General features: G+C 68.5%; 22 protein-coding genes. 16 read left to right on the top strand and 6 right to left on the bottom strand.

The annotated features are described in order from the left end of the window. The first annotated feature begins 78 nt into the window (after positions 1–78). The 16 genes from QQK25_RS17140 to QQK25_RS17065 all read left to right on the top strand — a co-directional run bounded on the left by QQK25_RS17140 (position 79) and on the right by QQK25_RS17065 (position 15,017). A complete protein-coding gene (locus tag QQK25_RS17140) occupies positions 79–1,185 on the top strand; it encodes an acyl-CoA dehydrogenase family protein (RefSeq protein ID WP_284189026.1) in 1,107 nt (368 codons plus the stop codon). Positions 1,186–1,212: 27 nt separating this feature from the next. Next, entirely contained in the window at positions 1,213–1,572 is a 360-nt protein-coding gene (locus QQK25_RS17135; protein WP_284189025.1) for a hypothetical protein, read from the top strand. 28 nt (positions 1,573–1,600) lie between these two features. Next, positions 1,601–2,128, top strand: a complete 528-nt coding sequence (locus QQK25_RS17130) for a nuclear transport factor 2 family protein (RefSeq protein WP_284189024.1) — start codon at positions 1,601–1,603, stop codon at positions 2,126–2,128. A gap of 48 nt (positions 2,129–2,176) precedes the next feature. Continuing rightward, the gene (locus tag QQK25_RS17125; protein WP_284189023.1) at positions 2,177–3,451 is read left to right on the top strand and encodes an aromatic ring-hydroxylating oxygenase subunit alpha; all 1,275 of its coding nucleotides are present in this window, start codon (positions 2,177–2,179) and stop codon (positions 3,449–3,451) included. Positions 3,452–3,468: 17 nt separating this feature from the next. Then, on the top strand, positions 3,469–3,945 hold the full coding sequence (locus tag QQK25_RS17120) for an aromatic-ring-hydroxylating dioxygenase subunit beta (RefSeq protein ID WP_284189022.1): 477 nt from the start codon (positions 3,469–3,471) through the stop codon (positions 3,943–3,945). 12 nt (positions 3,946–3,957) lie between these two features. Then, the gene (locus tag QQK25_RS17115; protein ID WP_284189021.1) at positions 3,958–4,698 is read left to right on the top strand and encodes an SDR family NAD(P)-dependent oxidoreductase; all 741 of its coding nucleotides are present in this window, start codon (positions 3,958–3,960) and stop codon (positions 4,696–4,698) included. 42 nt (positions 4,699–4,740) lie between these two features. Continuing rightward, positions 4,741–5,700 carry a PDR/VanB family oxidoreductase gene (locus tag QQK25_RS17110; protein ID WP_284189020.1) on the top strand — a complete coding sequence of 320 codons (960 nt, stop codon included), beginning with the start codon at positions 4,741–4,743 and terminating at the stop codon, positions 5,698–5,700. A 30-nt stretch (positions 5,701–5,730) separates the two neighbouring features. Next, positions 5,731–6,234 carry a flavin reductase gene (locus tag QQK25_RS17105; protein WP_284189019.1) on the top strand — a complete coding sequence of 168 codons (504 nt, stop codon included), beginning with the start codon at positions 5,731–5,733 and terminating at the stop codon, positions 6,232–6,234. A 10-nt stretch (positions 6,235–6,244) separates the two neighbouring features. Continuing rightward, complete coding sequence (locus tag QQK25_RS17100) at positions 6,245–6,631, top strand: tautomerase family protein (protein ID WP_284189018.1); 387 nt, start codon at positions 6,245–6,247, stop codon at positions 6,629–6,631. A 161-nt stretch (positions 6,632–6,792) separates the two neighbouring features. Continuing rightward, positions 6,793–7,938 carry an ABC transporter substrate-binding protein gene (locus QQK25_RS17095; protein WP_284189017.1) on the top strand — a complete coding sequence of 382 codons (1,146 nt, stop codon included), beginning with the start codon at positions 6,793–6,795 and terminating at the stop codon, positions 7,936–7,938. 85 nt (positions 7,939–8,023) lie between these two features. After that, positions 8,024–9,061 carry a branched-chain amino acid ABC transporter permease gene (locus QQK25_RS17090; protein ID WP_284189016.1) on the top strand — a complete coding sequence of 346 codons (1,038 nt, stop codon included), beginning with the start codon at positions 8,024–8,026 and terminating at the stop codon, positions 9,059–9,061. Beyond that, entirely contained in the window at positions 9,058–10,848 is a 1,791-nt protein-coding gene (locus QQK25_RS17085) for a branched-chain amino acid ABC transporter ATP-binding protein/permease (RefSeq protein ID WP_284189015.1), read from the top strand. Before QQK25_RS17090 ends, QQK25_RS17085 begins: the two co-directional genes overlap by 4 nt. Positions 10,849–10,998: 150 nt before the next feature. Beyond that, on the top strand, positions 10,999–11,760 hold the full coding sequence (locus QQK25_RS17080) for an ABC transporter ATP-binding protein (protein ID WP_284189014.1): 762 nt from the start codon (positions 10,999–11,001) through the stop codon (positions 11,758–11,760). Positions 11,761–11,783: 23 nt separating this feature from the next. Then, positions 11,784–12,383, top strand: coding sequence for a hemerythrin domain-containing protein (locus QQK25_RS17075; protein WP_284189013.1), 600 nt, complete (start codon positions 11,784–11,786; stop codon positions 12,381–12,383). A gap of 113 nt (positions 12,384–12,496) precedes the next feature. Beyond that, positions 12,497–12,970, top strand: a complete 474-nt coding sequence (locus tag QQK25_RS17070) for a MarR family winged helix-turn-helix transcriptional regulator (protein ID WP_284189012.1) — start codon at positions 12,497–12,499, stop codon at positions 12,968–12,970. Between the two features lie 343 nt (positions 12,971–13,313). Beyond that, positions 13,314–15,017 (top strand): cation:proton antiporter domain-containing protein, encoded by a 1,704-nt coding sequence (locus tag QQK25_RS17065; RefSeq protein WP_284189011.1) that lies wholly within the window; start codon positions 13,314–13,316, stop codon positions 15,015–15,017. Positions 15,018–15,363: 346 nt separating this feature from the next. Here QQK25_RS17065 and QQK25_RS17060 read toward each other — a convergent pair whose 3' ends face one another. The 6 genes from QQK25_RS17060 to QQK25_RS17035 form a co-directional block, all read right to left on the bottom strand. Further along, positions 15,364–15,843 carry a cupin domain-containing protein gene (locus tag QQK25_RS17060; RefSeq protein ID WP_284189010.1) on the bottom strand — a complete coding sequence of 160 codons (480 nt, stop codon included), beginning with the start codon at positions 15,841–15,843 and terminating at the stop codon, positions 15,364–15,366. 214 nt (positions 15,844–16,057) lie between these two features. After that, positions 16,058–17,314, bottom strand: a complete 1,257-nt coding sequence (locus tag QQK25_RS17055; protein ID WP_284189009.1) for an HD domain-containing phosphohydrolase — start codon at positions 17,312–17,314, stop codon at positions 16,058–16,060. Positions 17,315–17,540: 226 nt separating this feature from the next. Continuing rightward, on the bottom strand, positions 17,541–17,981 hold the full coding sequence (locus tag QQK25_RS17050; RefSeq protein ID WP_284189008.1) for a potassium channel family protein: 441 nt from the start codon (positions 17,979–17,981) through the stop codon (positions 17,541–17,543). A gap of 15 nt (positions 17,982–17,996) precedes the next feature. Further along, on the bottom strand, positions 17,997–19,067 hold the full coding sequence (locus tag QQK25_RS17045) for an acyltransferase family protein (protein ID WP_284189007.1): 1,071 nt from the start codon (positions 19,065–19,067) through the stop codon (positions 17,997–17,999). Then, entirely contained in the window at positions 19,064–19,792 is a 729-nt protein-coding gene (locus QQK25_RS17040) for an SGNH/GDSL hydrolase family protein (RefSeq protein ID WP_284189006.1), read from the bottom strand. The genes QQK25_RS17045 and QQK25_RS17040 overlap by 4 nt, the downstream gene beginning before the upstream one ends. Before the next feature lie 15 nt (positions 19,793–19,807). After that, positions 19,808–21,238: an aldehyde dehydrogenase family protein gene (locus tag QQK25_RS17035; protein WP_284189005.1), complete on the bottom strand. Its 1,431-nt coding sequence runs from the start codon at positions 21,236–21,238 to the stop codon at positions 19,808–19,810. Positions 21,239–21,601: the final 363 nt, after the last annotated feature.

The following is a 21,601-nucleotide window of genomic DNA, read 5'->3' as shown; positions in this document are numbered from 1 at the left end:
CCTGGACTGGAGACACCGATGTTGGCTAATTTGCAGGAACCAAGGGCTGGCGCCGACGTAGCGCCGGAGGTCGCCGGAATGGACGCGCTGCTGCGCGACATCCGCCAGCGCCGCAAGGAATTCGAAGCCCAGAAATACATCTCGCCGGACATCATCGAGCGCTTCAAGGCGGTCGGCGTGTATCGCGCGCTGGTGGCCAAGCGCTTTGGTGGCGACGAGAAATCGCCCGCCGAGTTCTGCGAGCTGATCGAGACCATCGCCCGCGCCGACGGCTCTGCCGGCTGGGTGGCGAGCTTCGGGATCGGCGGCGTCTATCTGGCCGCGCTGCCCGTCGAGACGCTCACCAAGCTCTACGCCAAGGGCCCGGACGTGGTGTTTGCCGGCGGCATCTTCCCGCCGCAGCCGGCCGAGCTGGTTGAAGGCGGCTACCGCGTGAACGGCCGCTGGAGCTGGGGCAGCGGCAGCATGGGCGCCGAGGTGATCGGCGCCGGCATCCTACCCAAGAATGGCGACAACTCCGGCCTGCCGCGCATGGCGGTGATGCCCCGCTCGCAGGTGAACATCGAGCCCAACTGGGACGTGATGGGCCTGCTCGGCACCGGCAGCCACGACATCGTGGTGAAGGACGTGATCGTCCCGCCCGAATGGACTTTCGTCCGCGGCGGCGCCTCGTCCCTCGACACGCCGCTGTACCGCTACCCCACGCTGTCCTTCGCCGCCCAGGTGCTCACCGTCGTCGGCCTCGGCATCGCCCGGGCCGCCATCGACGAAGTGCTGGGCATGGCTGCCGGGCGGGCGTCCGTCACCGGCGCACCCAACCTGGGCGAGCGCGTCTATGTGCAGCTGGAGATCGCCAAGATCGAAGCCGAGCTGCGCGCCGCCCGCGCGTGGTTCTACCAGGCCATCGACGACGTATGGCAGGTGCTGCTGAAGGGCGACAAGCCCAGCGATCACCTGGTGAGCATGCTGCGCCTCTCCACCACCCACGCCTCGCGGGTGAGCGCCGACGTGACCCGCCGCGCCCAGATGGTCTCGGGCGGCACCGGCGTCTATGAATCCTGCCCGCTGGCCGCCCAGGTGCGCGACGTGCAGATGATCACCCAGCACGCCTTCATGGGCGACATCACCTACCAGAACGCCGGCGCCATGCTGTTCGGGCTCAAGCCCCTGCCCGGCTACCTCTAAGCACCCGACAACCCACGGAGATAAACGATGAGCGACAAGACCCCGCTGCGCGTGCTGTTCTGCATGGGCGTGAACCAGAACTTCATGGACGGCACCGCCGACGAGATGAAGGACGTCTGGGGCGCCTTCGTCTCGATGATGCAGGGCATCGCCCGCCTGCCCGGCGTGCGGGTGCTGGGCAACATGGACGACGACCGGATCATGGTCGGCCCGTCGGTGGCCTTCCCCTGGACCACCTACGTGCTGGCCGACGTGCCCGACTACGACACCGTCACCGCCGCCTGCAACCTGTTCCGCGTCACCCCGGTGGGCGACGGCACGTACAAGCTGTGGAAGTACATGCGCGTCGAGGCCCGCATCGGCCGCGAGCTGGTGATTCCCGACTAAGTCCCGACTGATCCGCCCGGAAACCGCCATGCCCGCCCCCACCCTGCCCCGCCGCCAGCTCGAAGCCCGGCTCGCCCGCTTCGAGGCCGAACACGCCGTGCGCACCTGCATGAACCGCTACATGGTGCTGTGCGACGCGCTCGACGCCGCCAGCCCGCTGGACGAGCTCGCCGGCCTGTTCACCCGCGACGCGGTGTGGGAAGGCATCGGCGAGAAGTACGCGGCGAGCTTCGGGCGCATCGAGGGGCGCAAGGCGATCCGGGCGATGTTCGCCAAGTACATGACCGAACCGGCCCACTTCGCGATCAACGTCCATTTCCTCACCTCCGAGCTCATCGACGTGACCGGCAGCAGCACCGCCACCGGCAGCTGGGTGATGCTCCAGACCTCCACCTTCGCCACCGGCGCCTCGCACCTCAACGCGGCGCGGCTCACCGTCGATTTCCGGCGCGGCAAGGCGGGCGTCTGGCGGATGGCCCACTTCCGAACCGAGAACCTCTTCAGCCGGCCGGTGGACGCCTGGAACAAGGCCGACCCGCTGCCCGTGCCGGACTGAACCCCGACCCCATTCGAGAACACGCAGACCAAGCCAAAGGAATCAACCATGACGAGCAAGCACGACACCGCCGACCAGGCGCTCACCCTCGCCGACCGGGTGCAGGCCGACCGGGTGCACACCTCCCTCTACACCGACCCGGCCATCTTCGAGACCGAGATGGACAAGATCTTCGCCAGCACCTGGGTGTGGGTTGCCCACGCCAGCGAAGTGCCTGAAGCCGGCAGCTACAAGAACACCTACATCGGCCGCCAGCCGGTGATCGTGGTACGCGACCGCAAGCAGAAGGTGCATGTGCTCCTCAACCGCTGCCGCCACCGTGCCGCCACCGTGTGCGAAGGCAAGAAGGGCAAGACCAACAGCTTCGTGTGCCCCTACCACGGCTGGAGCTACTCGCTCGACGGGGCGCTCCGCGGCGTGCCGCACCCCGAGAGCTACGCCGACCAGCTCGAGAAGGGCGAACTGGGCCTCGTCAGCCTGCGCGTCGAGGAATACGCCGGCATGCTCTTCGCCACCTTCAAGGACGACATCGAGCCGCTGGTGGATTACCTCGGCCCCGCCAAGAAGTGGATGGACCTGTTCATGAAGCAGGGCGGCGGCTTCCCCATCAAGGTGGCCGGCGAGCACCGCTTCCGCTTCCCGGGCAACTGGAAGATCCAGCTCGAGAACACCACCGACGCCTATCACTTCCCGCTCGTCCATAAATCCTTCCTGTCGTCCGTGGATCAGCAGACCGTCGAGATGCTCGACTTCGTCGGCGGCCCCGGCTACGTGGAAGAGCTCGGCAACGGCCACAGCGTGATGGTGATGATTCCCCAGCTGGTGGACCTGGAAGCCAACCTCGACGCCCCGATCCCCGAACGCTTCGCCGAACTGGCCCAGGCACTGCGCGACGAGGGCTACGAGGATCTGGAAGTGCGCCGCATCGTGCGCGCCGTGGGCGGCTCGGGCTTCAACCTCAACATCTTCCCCAACATCGCCTGCTCGATGGCCTTCTTCCGCGTGCTGCAGCCGATCTCGGTGACCGAGACGGAGATCCACCACGCGGTGATCACCATGGACGGCGGCCCGGCCGTCGCCAACCAGGCCCGCCTGCGCATGCACGAGCACTTCCAGGGCCCGATGGGCTTCGGCACGCCGGACGACTCCGAAGCCTGGGAGCGCGTCCAGAAGGGCGCCAGCGCCGGCAAGGACCTGTGGATCATGCTCAACCGCGGCCTCGCCGGCGAGAAGCCGACCGCCGACGGCAAGGTGAGCGACGTGAGCGCCGAGACCGGCATGCGCGCCGCCTACCAGCAGTGGAAAAAACTGATGACCGCCTGACCCCGGAGACGACACCCATGAACACCGCACTCATCACCCAAGTGGCCGCCTTCCTGTGGCAGGAAGCCGACATGCTCGACCACGGCGAATACCCCCAGTGGCTCGAATCCTGGACCACCGACGGCCTCTACATCGTGCCGATCAACCCGGACGAGACCGACTTCGAGAACACCCTCAACTACGCCTGCGACAACGCCGCGATGCGCGCCAAGCGCGTGGCCCGGCTGGGCAGCGGCGAATCCATCAGCACCTCGCCGGTGCCGCGCACGATCCGCTCGGTGTCGCGCTTCCGCGTGCTGGCCGACGACGGCGAAGTGGTCACCGTGCGCTGCGCCCAGAACCTGCGCGAGTTCCGCAAGGACGTGCAGAAGCACTACAGCGCCGACGTCACCTTCGAGCTGGTGCGCACCGCGGGCAGCTTCCTGATCCGTCGCAAGATCATCCGCCTCATCAACTCCACCGATACCCTCCAGGGCATCGGCTACATCCTGTAAGGAGCGCCGGCCATGTCGCAGGTCGCACTGGTCACCGGGGCCGCCCAGGGCCTCGGCCACATCATCGCCGGGCAGCTGCTGGCCGCCGGCTTCCGGGTGGCCGTCACGGATCGCACGGACGCCCTCGCCACGGAAGCCGCCGCCAGCCTTGGCGGTGGCGCCAACGTGCTGCCCCTCAAGCTCGACGTGAAGCACAAGGGCGACTTCGAGGCCGCCCTCGCCGCCACGCTGGATCGCTGGGGCGGCCTGCAGGTGGCGGTGAACAACGCCGCGATGACGCCCACCACGCCGGTCATGCAGATCACCCCGGAGGAGTTCGACGAGGTGATCGCGGTCAACCTGCGCGGCACGCTGTTCGGCTGCCAGGTGTTCGGCGCCCACATGGCGAAGGCCGGCTACGGGCGGCTCATCAACCTGGCGTCGCTCGCCGGGCAGAACGGCGGCACGGCATCGGGCGCCCACTACGCCTCGTCGAAGGGCGCGATCCTCACCCTCACCAAGATCTTCGCCCGCGAGCTGGCGGCCTCCGGCGTCACGGTGAACGCCGTCGCCCCCGGGCCGATGGAACTCCCCTCGGTGCGCGCCGCGGTGCCGCCGGAGCGCCTCGAGAAGCTCATCAACGAGATGATCCCGGTGAAGCGCCTGGGCAACCCCAAGTTCGTCGCCGATCTGGTCGTCACCCTCGCCTCCCCCGACGCCGACTTCACCACCGGCGCCACCTGGGATGTGAACGGCGGCATCTTCATGCGCTGAGCCCCCCGACAACCCCAACCCCGAAGAACGCAGGCAGAGATCATGTCCGAAGAAACCCTCAACGTCGTCGTCCGCCGCCGCCAGGAACAAGGCAATGGCGTGCTGGTGCTCGATCTGGCCAGCACCGACGGGCGCGAGCTGCCGCCCTTCGAGGCCGGCGCCCACGTGGATGTGCACCTCGCCGACGGGCTGGTGCGCCAGTATTCCCTGGCCGGCAGCCCGGCCGAGCGCGGCACCTACCGCCTCGGCATCCTGCGCGATCCGGCCTCCCGCGGCGGCTCGGTGGCGGCCCACGCGCAGCTGCACGAAGGCACCCAGCTTCGCATCGGCCTGCCGCGCAACCACTTCCCGCTGGCGATGGACGCCCGTCACACCGTGCTGCTGGGCGGCGGCATCGGCGTCACGCCGATGATCGCCATGGCCTGGGCGCTGTTTGGCGCCGGCAAGGACTTCGAGCTGCACTACTGCGGCCGCAGCCGCAGCGCCACCGCCTTCATCGACGAGCTCGCCGCCAGCCCCTTCGCCGACCGGGTGCATCTGCACTTCGACGACGAAGCGCCGGAACAGCGCCTCGACCTTGCCACCGTGCTGGGCGGGCCCAAGGCCGGCACCCACGTCTACACCTGCGGCCCGTCGGGCTTCATGGAGTGGGTGATTGGCGAAGCCAAGCGGCTCGGCGTGCCCGAGGCGCAGATCCACAAAGAGTATTTCCAGGCCACCACCGACACCGCCGGCGCCGCCTTCGAGGTGGTCGCCAAGAAGAGCGGCAAGACGGTGCAGGTGGCCGACGGCCAGAGCATCGTTGATGCCCTCGCCACGGTGGGCATCAAGGTCACCGTGTCCTGCGAGCAGGGCGTGTGCGGCACCTGCCTGTGCACGGTGCTCGAAGGTGAACCCGACCACCGGGACGTCTTCCTGACCGACGACGAGAAGGCCGACAACGACCAGATCCTGCTGTGCTGCTCCCGCGCCCGGAGCCCCAAGCTGGTGCTGGACATCTGAGCCCCCCAAAGAGAGAACGAGGAGAACACCATGACCGACACCGCCGCCTTCCGCGACGCCATGGCCCTGCTGGCCGGCGCCGTCAATGTCATCACCACCGACGGCCCCAACGGCCGGGCCGGCTTCACCGCCACCGCGGTGTGCAGCGTCACCGACCAGCCGCCGACGCTGCTGGTGTGCATGAACCGCGGCTCCTGGGCCCATCCGGCCTTCGAGGGCAACGGCGTGCTGTGCGTCAATGTGCTGGGCGCCGCCCGGCAGGATGTGTCGGGCCTGTTCGCCGACCGCAACGTGACCATGGACGAGCGCTTCGCCCGCGTCGGCGCCCGCCGCCTTGCCACCGGCAGCCCGGTGATCGACGGCGCGCTGGTGAGCTTCGACTGTCGCATCGTCGACACCCACACCGTCGGCTCCCACAGCGTCTTCTACTGTCAGGTGGAAGACGTGGCCCGCGGCGACGCCGGGCGCAGCGGGCTGGTGTATTTCAACCGCGGCTACCACGACGTCGGCGACGCCGTGGCGGCCCACGCCTGAGCGCCGGACCATGCCCAACCTCAACGTCTATGTGGTCGAAGGCTTTGCCGCCGAGCAGAAGGCCGCACTCCTCAAGGGGATGACCGACGCCGTCGTCGAGACCATCGGCGCCCCGCGGGAGAGCGTGCGCATCTTCCTGATCGAACTGGCCCGGGCCCACGTGTGCGTCGGCGGCACCCTGCTTACCGAGGCCGAGCAGCCCGGCGGCCCCACGGTGCACGCGCTCTTGATCGCCGGCCGCACCGATGCCCAGAAGGCAGCGCTGATCGCCGGGCTCACCCGCGTGATCGAGGAAACCCTGCAGGTGCCGGCTGCGCCGGTGCGCATCATGATCCTCGACGTGCCCAACACCGACTTTGGCCTGGGCGGCCTGACGGCCCTCGCCCGGGGCCGCTGAGAACACCCTAAACGACGTGAAAAAAATGGCTGGTATTCACGTCGCGCTGTGTGTATAAACGTGAACATTCACGTGAATAACAAATTAAAACCAAAAAAGAGATCCGCTTAAGCGGAGATTGCCTGATCCCATTTGGAGCAATTTTTCTGGAGGATACACCCATGAAACTCAAGCACGTGGCAGGTTCGTTGTTGATCGGAGCGTTGTCGCTGGGCGTCGCCCATGCAGACATCAAGATCGGGGTGGTGTCTTCCTCCACCGGCCCGATCGCCATGGTCGGCATCCCGCAGAAGAACACCGTCCCGCTGTTGCCCACCAAGGCCGGCGGCCAGACCATCCGCTACATCTCCCTCGACGACGGCAGCGACCCCACCGCTTCGGTCGTGGCGGTGAAGAAGCTCATCAGCGAAGAGAAGGTGGACGCCATCATCGGCCCCTCCGGCTCGCCCAACGCGATGGGCGTGATCCAGTTCGTCGCCGAAGCCGGCGTGCCGCTGCTGGCGCCGGTGGGCACCGCCGCGGTGGTGCTGCCCATGAACGACCAGAAGAAGTGGGTCTTCAAGACCACCCAGAACGACAGCCTGATCGCCACGGCGCTCCTCGACCACATGGCGAAGACCGGAGTGAAGACCCTCGGCTTCATCGGCACCGCCGACCCGTATGGCGAAAACTGGGGCAAGGTCGTCGCCGACGGCGCCGCCAAGAAGGGCATCAAGATCGTCGCCGACGAGCGCTTCCAGCGCCAGGACACCTCGGTCACCGCCCAGGCCCTGAAGGTGATGGCGGCCAAGCCCGACGCCGTGCTGATTGCCGCCCCCGGCACCCCCGCCGTGCTGCCCCAGCTGGCGCTGGTGGATCGCGGCTACAAGGGCAAGTTCTACCAGACCCACGGCGCCGCGCTGCCTGATTTCCTCAAGCTCGGCGGCAAGAAGGTGGAAGGCACGATCCTCGCCGCCAGCCTGATGCTGGTGCTCGACCAGGTGCCCGACAGCCACCCGTCCAAGAAGATCGCCAGGAACTACGTGGCGACCTACGAGAAGACCTACGGCGCCGCGCCGGCCACCTTCGGCGGCAACATGTTCGACGCCGGCCTGCTGCTGGAGCGCGCTATCCCCACCGCGCTGGCCAAGGGCAAGCCGGGCACGCCGGAGTTCCGCTCGGCGCTGCGTGATGCCCTCGAGCAGACCCACGAGATGCCCGCCACCCAGGGCGTCTACAACATGACGCCGGCCGACCACAGCGGCTTCGACGAACGGGGCCGCGAGCTGATCACCGTCACCAACGGCACCTGGACCCTCCTGAAGTAAATCCGCGCCGATCCGGGGCCGCAGCGCCCCGGAGCCTCTGCAACTGCAAGTCGGCGGCCCTGTGCCGTCGCCGACGGGGAAACTCATGGACGTTCAGATTGCATTGATGCTCGCCCAGGACGGCCTGACCAACGGGGCGATCTACGCGCTGCTGGCGCTGGCCCTGGTGCTGGTATTCGCGGTGACGCGGGTGATCTTCATCCCCCAGGGCGAGTTCGTGGCCTACGGCGCCCTTACCCTGGCGATGATGCAGGCCGGCACCGTGCCGGCCACGGTCTGGCTGCTGGCCGGCATGGGCGCCACCGCGGCGCTCATCGACGGCGGCCTCGCCCTGCGGGCCGGGCAGCCGCGCAAGCTGGTGGGCGTGCTGGGCTGGAACCTCGGCTACCCGCTGGGCCTCGCCGCCCTGCTTGCCGCGCTTCCGGTGAAGGACATGCCGCTCGCCGCCCAGGTGCTGCTGGCCCTGGCGGTGGTGGTGCCGATGGGCCCGCTGATGTACCGGCTGGTGTTCCAGCCCATCGCCGCGGCGCCGATCCTGATCCTGCTCATCGTGTCGGTGGCGGTTCATGTGGCGATGGTCGGCCTGGGCCTGCTGTTCTTCGGCGCCGAAGGCCAGCGCACGCCCGCCTTCAGCGACGCCAACCTGGAGCTCGGCCCGTTGATGGTCTCGGGTCAGACGATCTGGGTGGTGATGTCGTCGGTGGTGTTGATCGTCGGGCTCTACCAGTTCTTCGAGCGCACGCTGTACGGCAAGGCGCTGCGCGCCACCGCGATCAACCGGGCCGGCGCGCGGCTGATGGGCATCTCGCCGTCGCTGGCGGGCAAGCTCACCTTCTTCCTGGCGGCGCTGATCGGCGCGCTCTCGGGCGTGCTGATCGCCCCGATCACCACCATCTACTACGACACGGGCTTCCTCATCGGTCTCAAGGGCTTCGTCGCCGCCATCATCGGCGGACTGGCGAGCTACCCGCTGGCCGCCGTGGGCGCGGTGCTGGTGGGCCTGCTGGAATCCTTCTCGTCCTTCTGGGCCAGCGCCTTCAAGGAAGTCATCGTGTTCACCCTGATCATCCCCGTGCTGCTGTGGCGCTCCCTCACCAGCCGTCACGTGGAGGAGGAAGAATGAGAACCGACCGTCTCGTGCAGGGCGTGTTCGTCGCCCTGCTGCTCGTCCTGCCGGCCGTGCTCGCGCCGTTCTACGTGACGCTGCTCAACTACATCGGCCTGTACGCGCTGGTGGCGCTGGGGCTGGTGCTGCTCACCGGCGTGGGCGGGCTGACCAGCTTCGGCCAGGCCGCCTTCGTGGGGCTGGGCGCCTACACAACGGCGGTGCTCAGCACCACGCCGGAGCTGCCGGGCTGGATCGCCTGGGCAGGTTCCTCGCCGTGGCTCACGCTGCTGGTGGGGCTGGTGTTCACCGCCACGGTGGCGGTGGTGGTCGGCTCGCTGACCCTCAAGCTGTCGGGCCACTTCCTGCCGCTGGGCACCATCGCCTGGGGGATCAGCCTGTACTTCCTGTTCGGCACGCTGGAAAGCCTGGGCGGCCACACGGGCATCACCGGCATCCCGCCGATCACCCTGTTCGGCGTGGTGCTGGATGCAGGCGAGAAGATCTACTACCTGATCTGGGCCTTCGTGATGGTGGCGGTGTTCACAACCCAGAACCTGCTGGATTCCCGCGAGGGCCGCGCGATCCGGGCGCTGAAGGGCGGCATGGTGATGGCCGAGGCGATGGGCGTGGATACGTCCCGCTCGCGGATGATCATCTTCGTGATCGCCGCGCTGCACGCCTGTGCGTCGGGCTGGCTGTACGCCCACATGCAGCGCTTCGTGAACCCCACCCCCTTCGGGCTGCACATCGGCATCGAATACCTCTTCATGGCGGTGATCGGCGGCGCCGGCCACGTGTGGGGCGCGCTGGTGGGCGCCGGGCTCATCACCGTGCTCAAGCAGTGGCTGCAGGACATCCTGCCCAGGCTGCTGGGCGCCAACGGCAACTTCGAGGCCATCGTCTTCGGGATCATGATGGTGCTGGTGCTGCAGCGCGCCCGCGAAGGCCTGTGGCCGGTGCTGAAGAAGCTGGTGCCGGTGAAGGCGCCGCAGAAGACCATCGACCCGGCCGCCGACACCCTGCCCCGCCGGGATCTGCCCAAGGCCGGCGAGGTGATCCTCGAAGCCCGCAACGTGACCCGCAAGTTCGGCGGTCTGGTGGCCAACAACGACATGAACCTCACGGTGAAGGCCGGCGAGATCCTGGCGCTGATCGGCCCCAACGGCGCCGGCAAGAGCACCATGTTCAACCAGCTCTCGGGCGTGGATACGCCCACCTCGGGCGAGGTGCTGTTCCTGGGCAAGCCCGTGGCCGGGCGCGACTCCCGCGAAATCGCCCGGATGGGCATGAGCCGCACCTTCCAGCACGTGCGCCTGCTGCCGACGATGACCGTGCTCGAGAACGTCGCCATCGGCGCCCACCTGAGGGGCGGCAAGGGCGTGTTCCACGCCGCGTGGCGGCAGGACCGCGCCGAGGAAGCCCGCCTGCTGAAGGAAGCCGCCCGCCAGATCGAGCGCGTCGGCCTCGGCAGCCACATGTACGACGAAGCCGGCAGCCTCGCCCTGGGCCAGCAGCGCATCCTCGAGATCGCCCGCGCGCTGTGTTCCGACCCGTGCCTGCTGCTGCTGGACGAGCCCGCCGCCGGCCTGCGCCTCAAGGAGAAGGAAGCCCTCGGCGACCTGCTCCGCAAACTCCGCGCCGAAGGCATGGCGATCCTGATCGTCGAGCACGACATGGATTTCGTGATGGGGCTGGTGGATCGCGTGGTGGTGATGGAGTTCGGCCAGAAGATCGCCGAAGGCCTGCCCGACGAAGTCCAGCGCGACCCCGCCGTGCTCGAAGCCTATCTGGGAGGAGTATGAGATGACCCCCACGCTCACTCTGTTCGTGGAGGCTTGGCTTTGCACAGCCAAGCCGTTCGGAAGGCACAGCGCGCTGCGCTGCGAAACCCCTTCCTCACCCCCAAAAGGGGGCGCAGGCCTCCCTTGGGGCGGCCCGGCAGGAGGCCTGTGATGACCAACCAAACAAAGAACCCCGTGCTGCAGATCGACCGCCTGTGCGTCTCGTACGGCAAGGTCGAGGCGCTTACCAACGCCAGCCTCACCGTGGGCGAAGGCCAGATCGTCACGGTGATCGGCCCCAACGGCGCCGGCAAGACCACCATGCTGTCGGCCATCATGGGCGTGCTCGGCTCCAAGGGCACCGTCCACTTCGACGGCAGCATCGAAGCCGTGCCGGAAGTCGAGCGCCTCGTCGCCCGGGGCATGAACCTCGTGCCCGAAAAGCGCGAGCTCTTTGGCGAGATGAGCGTCGAGGACAACCTCGTCCTCGGCGCCTTCCAGCGCTACCGCATGGGCCATCGCGACCACCCGAAGACCCTGGACGAGATCTACGACCTCTTCCCGCGCCTCAAGGAGCGCCGCACCCAGCTGGCCGGCACGCTCTCCGGCGGCGAGCGCCAGATGCTGGCGGTGGGCCGCGCGCTGATGGCCAAGCCCAAGCTGCTGATGCTCGACGAACCCAGCCTGGGCCTCGCCCCGCTCATCGTGCGCGAGATCTTCCGCATCGTCACCGAGCTGCGCCGGCGCGGCGTGTCGATCCTGCTCGTCGAGCAGAACGCCCGCGCCGCCCTGCAGGTGGCCGACTACGCCTACGTGCTCGAAACCGGCCAGATCGCCATGCACGGCCCGGCCACCCAGCTCGCCGACGACCCGCGGGTCATCGAGGCCTACCTGGGCCTGGGCGGCAAGCACCAGGCCATGCTGTCCACCTGAAACCCACTCAAGGAAACCACGTGATGGAAGCGATGCGCATCATCATGGACGAACACCAGTCCCTCGCCGCGATCATCCACGCCATCCGGCTGATGATCCACGAGATCGGCGCCGGCAAGCTGCAGCCGGATTTCAAGCTCTTCGCCGCGATGGTGAGATACCTCGACGCCTACCCCGAGAAGCGCCACCACCCGAAGGAAGACGCCTTCCTCTTCGCCCCCCTCAAGGCCCGCACCACCCAGGGCGACGCGGCGCTGGCCCGGCTGGAGGCCGAACACGCCCAGGCCGAAGCGCGCATCGCCACCCTGCAGGCCGCCCTCGCCCGCTACACCGACGGCGCACCCGACGGCTTTGCCGGCTTCTCGGCGGCCTTCGACGACTACGCCGACTTCTACCGCAACCACATGCTGCTCGAAGAACGCGAGATCCTGCCGCTGGTGAAGAAGCACTTCACCCCCGACGACTGGGCCGCCGCCGACGCCGGCTTCGCCGCCACGCCCGACCCGATGGGCGGCACCCGCACCACCGGCTCGGACGAAGACTTCCGGCGCATCTTCTCGAAGCTCGTCGCCGCCGCGCCCGCGCCCATCGGCCTGGGCGGCGGGCCGTATCAGGACGACTGAACCGACGGCGGCCATCGCCGGTTCCTGAACGTCATCGCCGTCATGTATCCTTCCGCACCGGCTTTTCCGCGCCGCAACCAGCCGGCGCGCAGCCCGTTCACCCGTCCCAAGCCATGAGCGCCACCAAGAAAACCAGCCGCTTCCTGCCCGAGCACGAAGATTTCAGCTACGAGGAATTTCCCTTCTACTGGCTCGCCCGCGTCCACGCGATCTACTCGCTGGAAATGGAGAAAGTCCTCAAGAAGCTCGGCACCGACATCCCCACCCGGCGCGTGCTGCTGATGCTGCGCCTGCACGGCACCGTGAGCGTCTCCGAGCTCGCCACCCACGCCATCATCAAGCTGTCGACCCTCACCCGCATCGTCCAGCGCATGCGCGAGGAAGGCCTCGTCGAAACCCGCACCAACGCCGACGATGCCCGCATCACCGACGTGCTCGTCACCCCGAAGGGCGAGGCGCTCACCGACCGCATCCAGGAAGCCACCAAGAAGATCTACGTGAAGGGTTACAGCAACCTCACCGACACCCAGCTCGCCAAGCTGACCCAGACCCTGCAGGTGATGTTCCACAATTTCAGCGACGGCTGAGCGGCACCCGCAACACCCGGGCGACATGCCGCAGCGCAGCTGGCGGCCCGGTTTTCCGCCTCCTCCCCGGCGCTGCCGCGGCACCAGCCCGGCAGGCCGCGCATCCCAAGCCTCCCCCCGCCGAAACCTCGCCGACCGGGCTACCCACGCCCATGACGGCCGCCGCAATCGCTGAAACGCTTTTCAGCAGCGGATTTTCCAGTTAAAAGACCGGCCTCTGGCACACCGCTGTCGCCATCCGCCGGCCTTGCCCAGAAAAATTGCCGTGCAGGCGAACCCACCCCGGCGATTCGCGTCGAACAGTCTCAACCTGCCCACAACGTCACGCAAACGCCCGCTTCCGATGCCCCACAACGTCTCCCTGATCGCCCTCATCGCCGCCGGTCTCGGCCTTGCCATGCTGCTCGGCCTCCTCGCATCGCGCCTGCGGGTGCCGCCGCTCGTCGGCTATCTGCTCGCCGGCGTGATGATCGGGCCGGGCACCCCCGGCTTCGTGGCCGACGTGGCGCTGGCCGGCCAGCTGGCCGAGATCGGGGTGATGCTGCTGATGTTCGGCGTCGGCCTGCACTTCTCGCTGGATGATCTGCTGGCCGTGCGCAAGATCGCCGCACCCGGCGCCGTGGTACAGATCGCGGCGGCCACCGTGCTGGGCGGGGCGGCGGCGGTGAGCTGGGGCTGGCCGGTGGGCGAGGCGGTGGTGTTCGGCCTCGCGCTGTCGGTGGCAAGCACGGTGGTGCTGCTGCGGGCGCTGGAATCCAAAGGCATCCTCGATTCCACCAACGGCCGCATCGCGGTGGGCTGGCTGGTGGTGGAAGACCTGGCGATGGTGCTGGTGCTGGTGCTGCTGCCGGCCCTCGCTCCGCTCCTGGGCGGCAACGACTCCGCCCCGGCGGCCGACGCCTCCACCCTGGCCCTCACGGTGGGTATCACCTTCGCCAAGGTGGCGGCCTTCATCGCCACCATGCTGGTGGTGGGGCGCCGGGCGTTTCCGCGCCTGCTGTGGCTGGTGGCCAGGACCGGCTCACGGGAGCTATTCACCCTCTGCGTGGTGGCCGCGGCGGTGGGCGTGGCCTACGCGTCGGCGCTGCTCTTCGACGTGTCCTTTGCCCTGGGCGCCTTCTTTGCCGGGATGATGATGCGCGAGTCGGAGTTCAGCCACCGGGCGGCCGAGGATTCGCTGCCGCTCCGCGATGCCTTCTCGGTGCTGTTCTTCGTGTCGGTGGGGATGCTGTTCGACCCGGCCGTGCTGATGGAATCGCCCCTCAAGGTGGTGGTGGTGGTGGCGATCATCCTGATCGGCAAGACGCTGGCCGCGGTGGCGCTGGTGCTGGCCTTCCGCTACCCGCTCAACACCGCCCTCACGGTGGGTGCGAGCCTTGCCCAGATCGGCGAGTTCTCGTTCATCCTGGCCGGGCTGGGGCAGGCCCTGGGGCTGATGAGCGCCGAGGGGCAGAACCTGATCCTCGCCGGGGCGATCATCACCATCGCCCTCAACGCCGCTCTGTTTGCCGCCATCGAGCCCGCCCAGGTGTGGGCGCGGGCCCATTCGGCGTGGGCGCGTCGGCTCGACCTGCGGGACGACCCGCTGGCCGCCCTGCCCATGACCACCGACCGCAAGCTGCTCTCGGGGCAGGTGGTGGTGGTGGGTTTCGGCCGCATCGGCAAGCACATTGCGTCGGTGCTGGAGGAGCGCCACATCCACTACATCATCGCCGACAGCAACCGCGAGGTGGTCGAGGCGGTGCGCCGCTCCGGCAAGCCGGCGGTGAGCGGCGACGCCTCCGACCCCATCGTGCTGGTGCAGGCCCACATCACCAAGGCGGCGATGCTGGTGGTCACCATCCCCGACCCCATCGCCAGCCGGCAGATGGTGGATATCGCCCGCAAGCTCAACCCGCACATCGAAACCGTGCTCCGCGCCGACACCGAAGACGGCGCCGAGCTGCTGCGGCGCGACAAGATGGGCGAAGTCTTCGTGGGCGAGCAGGAACTCGCCCGCGGCATGGCCCGCTACATCTCCGGCCGGCTGGCGGTGCGCGAAGGCTGACGCCGCCGCCCTGTAGGTCGGACTTCAGTCCGACAAACCCTGCCTGCTTGACCCGCGCTGTCGGACTGAAGTCAGACCTACGGGGTGTGCGGTGATCGGCACGCCGCAGACAAACATCCGGCCCCGATCGAACTTCGCCCCAATCCTTGCGTGCCGGGCAGACCCCGCCGCGGGGACCATCGGCATGCACCACCCTGCGCACCTCTCCCGCCCCCCAGCGAAGCCGCTATCTGTAGGTCGGACTTCAGTCCGACAAACCCTGCCTGCTCGACCCACGCTGTCGGGCTGAAGTCTGACCTACGGGGTGTGCGGTGATCGGCAAGCCCGGCCGCCACCGCTCCGCCCTTCAATACGGACGGCCGTCCTTGTGCAGGAAGCGCCAGCCGCCCTCACCCATCACCGCCTGCAGGTCTTCGTCCGGGTAGCTCGCGCTGTCGCCCGGCGTGCGGTCGCCCACTTCCAGATACACCGCTTCATCCGCGCCGTCGTTGCGCAGCTGGTGCGCGTCGCCCGTGCCGGCCTTGAAGCCGGCGCACATGCCCGGCGCCAGGCGCGTCTCGCCGGCATCGGTGACCAGCGTCGGGTTGCCTTCCAGCACCAGGATGAACTCGTCCTGGCGGGTGTGGGCGTGGCGCAGGGCCGACACTGCCCCCGGCGCCAGCCGGGTGAGATTGACCCCGAAGTTGGTCAGCCCGAACAGATCGCCCAGCGGATGCTTCACCCGCCCCGCCATGCGCGAGGCGAAGGGCTCAGGATAGATCGACGGCCGGACGCGCGGCGGCGCCTCGGCAGCGAAGATGGCGACGGGATGGGTGGGTTCGGTCATGGGCTTCACCTGTTGCGGGTTGAGTGAGACCACGAGTGTCCGGGTGCCGTTGGCGACGTCAAGCCCCCGGCGCGGGCCTGGCTGCCCCCCGACCAGCGGCAAACCGAAACACTGACGTACCCGACGATTTCGGCTCGTGCCGCGTCTGCACGCTCCGCAAGGGCTATCCGACCTACCGATTCATCCCGAAGCGGGGTTCGGCTAACCGCCCATCTCAAGCCCCCAGCCCACCCTCCGGCAATTCATCCAGCGCCGGACACGCCGCCAGCCTTGCCGCTGGCACATCCTCCAGCAGCACCTCGGCCACGCGGCTGTCGATGCGGCCGTCGTCGGCCATGCGGCGGATGAAGTTGCTGACTTCGGCGTCGCCGAGGCCCTGCCGGTAGGGGCGCTCCTGGACCATGGCCTGGAAGATGTCGGCGACGCGCAGGATCGACGCCTCGAAGGGCATCTCGGCGGCGGTGAGGTGGAAGGGGTAGCCGCTGCCGTCGGGTTCCTCGTGGTGATAGGCGGCCCAGCGGGTGATCTCCTCGAAGCCGCGGATGCCGTGGAGGATCTGGAAGGTTTCGTAGCTGTGGGTGTTGATGATCTTGCGCTCGGCGGCGTCGAGGCGGCCGGGCTTGTCGAGGATCTCGTCGGGGATGCGCAGCTTGCCCAGGTCGTGGAGCATGCCGGCGATCTCGAGCTTGTCGCAGTTGTCGGGCGATACGCCCAGGCGCTCGGCCAGGTGGCGGGCGAGGCGCGCCACGCCCAGGGAGTGCTCGGCGGTGAAGGGGCTCTTGGCGTCGACGATGCGGGCGAAGATGCCCGCCAGATGCTTGAGCTCGTCGGTGTTGGCCGGGTAGTCGCGGGCGGTGGCGAGGGATTCGACCATCCGGGCCTGGATGGAGCGGGGTTCGAGGTCGAGCCAGAAGGCTTCGGTGTGGGAGGCGTCGAGGAAGAGCTCGACCAGCTCGGGCGAGAAATACGTGCCGGCGTGCTCGGTGATGCGGGCGCGGATGTCGTCGGTGAACAGCAGCAGCGAGTTGTCGGCGTAGTGGCTGGCGGCGAGCGCATCGACCCGGTCCACCAGGTAGATTAGATTGGCGGCGCGCAGGGTGTCGGGATCAACGTCGCCGACGGGCAGCGCGTCCCAGCGGGTGTGGTGGTAGCGCACCGGCTCGGCCATGGCTTCGAGGGGGCCAAAGCCCTTGAGCAGCGCGTGGCCGACCTCGCAATGCCCCTGGGAGCCGTTCCAGTCGAAGGTTTCGACAAGGTTGCAGTGGGCCCGGGTGGAGGAGACGCCGATGTCGTGGAGCATGCCCAGATCGAGCAGGAAGGCGGTTTCGGTTTCCGGCAGGCCGGCGACCCGGCCGCATTCGGCGGCCATGATGCCCACCCGCTTGCCGTGGGCGACGTCATCGACGCCCACCAGATCGAGGGCGTCGGAGAGCGCGTAGATGACGTGGCGCAGGTCGGCGAACAGGGTCATGGCGGCGCCTTACGGGGTGACGGGGATGTGTGCTTTAACGTCGGACAGACGCCGGACTGAAGAGGTTCGCCCCTGATGCCCCTCAAGCTCACATCACGTGGCAGCGCCCCATCTGGCGCGGCGTTGCCAACCGTGAACAAAAAAGGGGCACCCGGATGGGGTGCCCCTGCCCTGCGCGGAAAGGCGGATTTCAGCGCAGCGTGGCGATGCAGGCCCGCCCCTTTCGTCAGTCGCCGCTTCGGGATGTCCCGTTCCAGAATCGCTCCATCGCGATGTAGGCGTAGGACGCCGACCAGCCGATGAGGAGCAGCCCGTTGAGCGCCTCGGCGCCCGCCAGCAGGCGCATGTCGCCGCTGGGCACCACGTCGCCGTAACCCAGCGATGTGAAGGTCTCTGCCGAGAAATACAGGGCCACGTCGAACCCGAAGCGCGCCGGATCGCCCAGCATGCCGAGCCCGCCCACCCGCACCAGCGCGACGATCGCCAGCGCGTAAAGGCCGATCTCCGCCACATGAGCCACGAAGGCGGCGATGATCACCACCACCAGCTTGGCCCGCGGCCGGATGCCCAGCGCCGGCAGGCCCGCGGAGAGCCAGCGCAGCACCTCGTAGTGCAGCACCGTGGTGAGCACCAGCAGGACGAGGCAGACGAGGGCGACGACGAGCATGGCGGGCGGCCGGGTTCAGCCGACCGACGACATCCGCGCTTCGAGCCGCGGCGTGTCGAGCAGGCGGCGCAGGCGCTTGCCCAGCGGGCGCTCGACGCCCACGTGGATCGCCCACGCCAGCGCCGCCACCGCCGCGACCACCAGCGCCATCGCCAGCGGCACGCTGCCGAGGGCCATGCGCAGCTGCTCGAAGAGCATCGCGCCGAAGAACTGGTGGATCACATAGACCGGATAGGTGAGCGCGCCGGCGTAGAAGGTGATGGCCGAGGCGCGCATCGTGAAGCGCCCGGAGGCGATCATCCAGAACACGCCGAACACCGCCGTCACCACCATGCCCACCACCACCGGACGCAGCGCCACGGCCTCGGGGCCGGTGCCCTGGGCGGCGGCATCGCCCAGCGCGTAGATCAGCGCCAGCACGAAGGACGCCGCCAGCAGCGCGTAGCGGCCGAGGGTCTCGCCCTGGGTGCGGATCAGGTAGAACACCCCGCCCGCCACGAAGAACGGTGCCCATTTGGCGTTGAGCCAGAACTGCACCGGCCACATGGGTTTGACCGCATTGATGGCGCTGATCGCCAGCCAGCCCACCAGCAGCCAGGGCAGGCGGTGCATCAGCCCCAGGCGCAGGGCCACCCACACGAAGATGTAGAAATGCAGCTCGTAACCCAGCGACCAGTAGGCGCCATCCACGTAGGGCGCGTCGAACCAGTGGGCGAGCATGGTGAGGTTGATGAGCCAGTCGCGCATCGACACCATGAACTGCCCCTCGCCCAGCAGCCAGGCGGTGCCGGCGGTGAGCGTGGCGCCCACCCACAACGTGGGGTAGAGCCGCGCCACCCGCGAGGCGACGAAGGCCCGGGGTGTGGCGTCGTGGGCCGACATGAGGATCACGAAGCCGCTGATCACGAAGAACAGATGCACCCCCAGGTAGCCGTAGCGGGCCACGAGCTCGATGGCCGGGTAATCCACGCCCTGCATCCACCCGGCCCGGGGCGCCCGCGAGAAATAGTGGAAAACCAGCACCGCCAGACAGGCGATGCCGCGCAGGAAATCGATTTCGTTGAAGCGGAGGGCTTGCGACTTCATGGGGCGGGGCGGCGGGATATCGGGATTGGGCCCTGAGGCGGGGTCTGGGTGGCCGCAGCGATCAGCGCGGCCAGCTCGGCATAGCCGGCGGGGTTGAGATGCACGCCGTCGGCGCTGGCAAAGCGGGCGTCGAGGGCACCGCTCGCGTCGGCCAGGGTTTCGGTGCTCACGAAGCGGCAGCCGGGCCGCGCGGCACAGGCTTCGGCCAGCAGGCGGTTCGCTTCGCGGGTGGAGTGTACGGCATTGCCGCCAGAACGCACGGTAGGAATACCCAATAGCACTACGACAGTCCGTTGCGGGATGTAACCGAGAATCCGCCCGACCGCATCCGCCACCGCTGCCGGCGCCCGCCCCTGGGCCAGATCGTTGCGCCCGGTGAGCAGCACCACCTGCCGCACCCTGAGCGGCGCGGTGTAGTCGGCCACCCGCTCGGCCAGATGGGCGGCCGTCTCGCCGCCGATGGAGAAGTTCACCGACCCCGGCAGCAGCGAGGTGGGAAAGCCGTGGAGATGGCTGTCGCCCAGCAGCAGCGTGTCGTCGCTGCCGATCAGCGCATCGCCGCGCCGGTAGAGCGTGTGCAGGGTGTCTTCGAGCCGGGTCTGGCCCGGGGCCGGGGTGCCCAGCCGCCAGGCCACCCGGTCCGCCAGCGAAAAATAACGGGCCGGATCGGCGGCGAGGAAGCCCGCCGCCAGCACCGCGCCCACCAGAATCGCAGCCAGCCTCATGCCGCGCCCCGAGGCTCAGTCGGCGCCATGGCCGATGATCGCCTTGGTCTCGAGGTATTCCTCGATGCCCCAGGCGCCCCACTCCCGCCCCAGGCCGGACTGCTTGTAGCCGCCGAAGGGCGCGGTGGTATCCACCGGCGCGCCGTTGAGATGCACGTTGCCGGTACGCAGGCGCCGGGCCACGCGGCGGGCGCGGGCGAGGTCCGACGACGACACGTAGCCCGACAGCCCATAGGGCGTGTCGTTGGCGATGCGCACCGCGTCGTCTTCGTCCTGGTAGGCGATGATCGACAACACCGGGCCGAAGATCTCCTCCCGGGCGATGGTCATCGCGGGCGTGACGCAGCTGAAGATCGTCGGTCGCACGAAGTAGCCGCGGGCGATGCCGTCCGGCCGCCCCGGCCCGCCGGCCACCAGTTTCGCGCCCTCGGCGATGCCGCTCTCGATCATCTGCTGCACGCGGGCGAACTGGGCGCCGTTGGCCACCGGGCCGAGCGTGGTGGTCTCGCCCTGGGGGTCGCCCACCACCAGCTTGCCGAGGGTCGCCGCGGCGATGGCCTCGACCTCATCGAGCCGGCTTTCGGGCACCAGCATGCGTGAGGGGGCGTTGCAGTTCTGGCCGCTGTTGAGCATCAGGGTCAGCACGCCCTGCTTCACCGCGCGGGGGAAGTCCGCGTCGTCCAGCAGGATGTTGGCGGACTTGCCGCCCAGTTCCAGCGCCACCTTCTTTACCGTATCGGCGGCGGTCTTCATCACCAGCTTGCCGGCGCGGGTGGAGCCGGTGAAGGACACCATGTCCACGTCCGGATGGGCCGTGAGCGGCGCGCCGACGCCTTCGCCGTCGCCCTGCACCAGGTTGAACACCCCCGGCGGCACGCCCGCGTCGTCGAGGATCTCGGCCAGCACCACGGCCGACAGGGGCGCCAGCTCGCTGGGCTTGAGCACCATGGTGCAGCCCGCCGCCAGCGCCGGGGCGATCTTGCAGGCCATCTGGTTGGCCGGCCAGTTCCAGGGGGTGATGAGGGCGCACACGCCGGCCGCCTCCTTCACGATGAGCGTGGTGCCCTGCAGGCGCTCGAATTCCATCTCCTTCAGCGCCGCCGCCACGGCCCGGAAGTGCCCGAGGCCCGACGCCACCTGGGCGCCGCTCGCCAGCATCTTGAAGGGCGCGCCCATCTCGGCGGTAATGGCCTTCGCCATGTCGTCGAAACGCTTCTTGTAGGCCACGCCGATGCGGGCGATGAGGTCCAGCCGCTCCTCGCGGGTGGTGGCCGAGAAGGCCGGGAAGGCCGCCTTGGCCGCGGCCACCGCGCGATCCACGTCGGCCGCGGCGCCCATGGCGATCACGCCCGCGGGCGCTTCGGTGGCGGGGTTGATGACCTCGCGCCGGGCGGAGGAAGAAGGCTCGACCCACTGGCCGTCGATGTAAAACTGCTGCTGATGCATGCTGTCCCCTGCTGTTGTTCTTTCGAGGGGCATAACTTAGCCGGGACTGGCCGGCATGGGAAGGGCGGGGGCTCAGCAGAGGTAGGTCGATTGGCGTAGCAGAGGTAGGTCGGGTGAGCGCAGCGTAACCCGACAGCCCGGCGGATCGTCGAGCGCGATCGGACGAGGCAGCCGGCCTTGACGTCGGGTTACGCTGCGCTAACCCGACTCTAAGGACTTCCCCGTCAAGCACCGTTTTTCCATGCCCGGCCGCCAGGCCGGTTTTTCTTTCCTGCTCACCTGCGACTCCTTCCTGGCACTGCACGCACGCGACGGATCGGACAGACAGACTGCCTCTCTCTAATCGGCCTTGATCGGGTCTCG

This window comes from Zoogloea oryzae (assembly GCF_030161255.1).
Lineage (GTDB): Bacteria > Pseudomonadota > Gammaproteobacteria > Burkholderiales > Rhodocyclaceae > Zoogloea > Zoogloea oryzae.
This window is presented reverse-complemented; position numbering and strand designations above follow the sequence as displayed.

Coding starts and splice junctions, on each gene's coding strand:
- QQK25_RS17080 (WP_284189014.1), top strand. CDS start 10,999: ATGACCAACCAAACAAAGAACCCCGTGCTGCAGATCGACCGCCTGTGC.
- QQK25_RS17130 (WP_284189024.1), top strand. CDS start 1,601: ATGCCCGCCCCCACCCTGCCCCGCCGCCAGCTCGAAGCCCGGCTCGCC.
- QQK25_RS17075 (WP_284189013.1), top strand. CDS start 11,784: ATGGAAGCGATGCGCATCATCATGGACGAACACCAGTCCCTCGCCGCG.
- QQK25_RS17035 (WP_284189005.1), bottom strand. CDS start 21,238: ATGCATCAGCAGCAGTTTTACATCGACGGCCAGTGGGTCGAGCCTTCT.
- QQK25_RS17065 (WP_284189011.1), top strand. CDS start 13,314: ATGCCCCACAACGTCTCCCTGATCGCCCTCATCGCCGCCGGTCTCGGC.
- QQK25_RS17060 (WP_284189010.1), bottom strand. CDS start 15,843: ATGACCGAACCCACCCATCCCGTCGCCATCTTCGCTGCCGAGGCGCCG.
- QQK25_RS17105 (WP_284189019.1), top strand. CDS start 5,731: ATGACCGACACCGCCGCCTTCCGCGACGCCATGGCCCTGCTGGCCGGC.
- QQK25_RS17140 (WP_284189026.1), top strand. CDS start 79: ATGGACGCGCTGCTGCGCGACATCCGCCAGCGCCGCAAGGAATTCGAA.
- QQK25_RS17045 (WP_284189007.1), bottom strand. CDS start 19,067: ATGAAGTCGCAAGCCCTCCGCTTCAACGAAATCGATTTCCTGCGCGGC.
- QQK25_RS17055 (WP_284189009.1), bottom strand. CDS start 17,314: ATGACCCTGTTCGCCGACCTGCGCCACGTCATCTACGCGCTCTCCGAC.
- QQK25_RS17090 (WP_284189016.1), top strand. CDS start 8,024: ATGGACGTTCAGATTGCATTGATGCTCGCCCAGGACGGCCTGACCAAC.
- QQK25_RS17050 (WP_284189008.1), bottom strand. CDS start 17,981: ATGCTCGTCGTCGCCCTCGTCTGCCTCGTCCTGCTGGTGCTCACCACG.
- QQK25_RS17040 (WP_284189006.1), bottom strand. CDS start 19,792: ATGAGGCTGGCTGCGATTCTGGTGGGCGCGGTGCTGGCGGCGGGCTTC.
- QQK25_RS17120 (WP_284189022.1), top strand. CDS start 3,469: ATGAACACCGCACTCATCACCCAAGTGGCCGCCTTCCTGTGGCAGGAA.
- QQK25_RS17070 (WP_284189012.1), top strand. CDS start 12,497: ATGAGCGCCACCAAGAAAACCAGCCGCTTCCTGCCCGAGCACGAAGAT.
- QQK25_RS17135 (WP_284189025.1), top strand. CDS start 1,213: ATGAGCGACAAGACCCCGCTGCGCGTGCTGTTCTGCATGGGCGTGAAC.
- QQK25_RS17115 (WP_284189021.1), top strand. CDS start 3,958: ATGTCGCAGGTCGCACTGGTCACCGGGGCCGCCCAGGGCCTCGGCCAC.
- QQK25_RS17110 (WP_284189020.1), top strand. CDS start 4,741: ATGTCCGAAGAAACCCTCAACGTCGTCGTCCGCCGCCGCCAGGAACAA.
- QQK25_RS17095 (WP_284189017.1), top strand. CDS start 6,793: ATGAAACTCAAGCACGTGGCAGGTTCGTTGTTGATCGGAGCGTTGTCG.
- QQK25_RS17125 (WP_284189023.1), top strand. CDS start 2,177: ATGACGAGCAAGCACGACACCGCCGACCAGGCGCTCACCCTCGCCGAC.
- QQK25_RS17085 (WP_284189015.1), top strand. CDS start 9,058: ATGAGAACCGACCGTCTCGTGCAGGGCGTGTTCGTCGCCCTGCTGCTC.
- QQK25_RS17100 (WP_284189018.1), top strand. CDS start 6,245: ATGCCCAACCTCAACGTCTATGTGGTCGAAGGCTTTGCCGCCGAGCAG.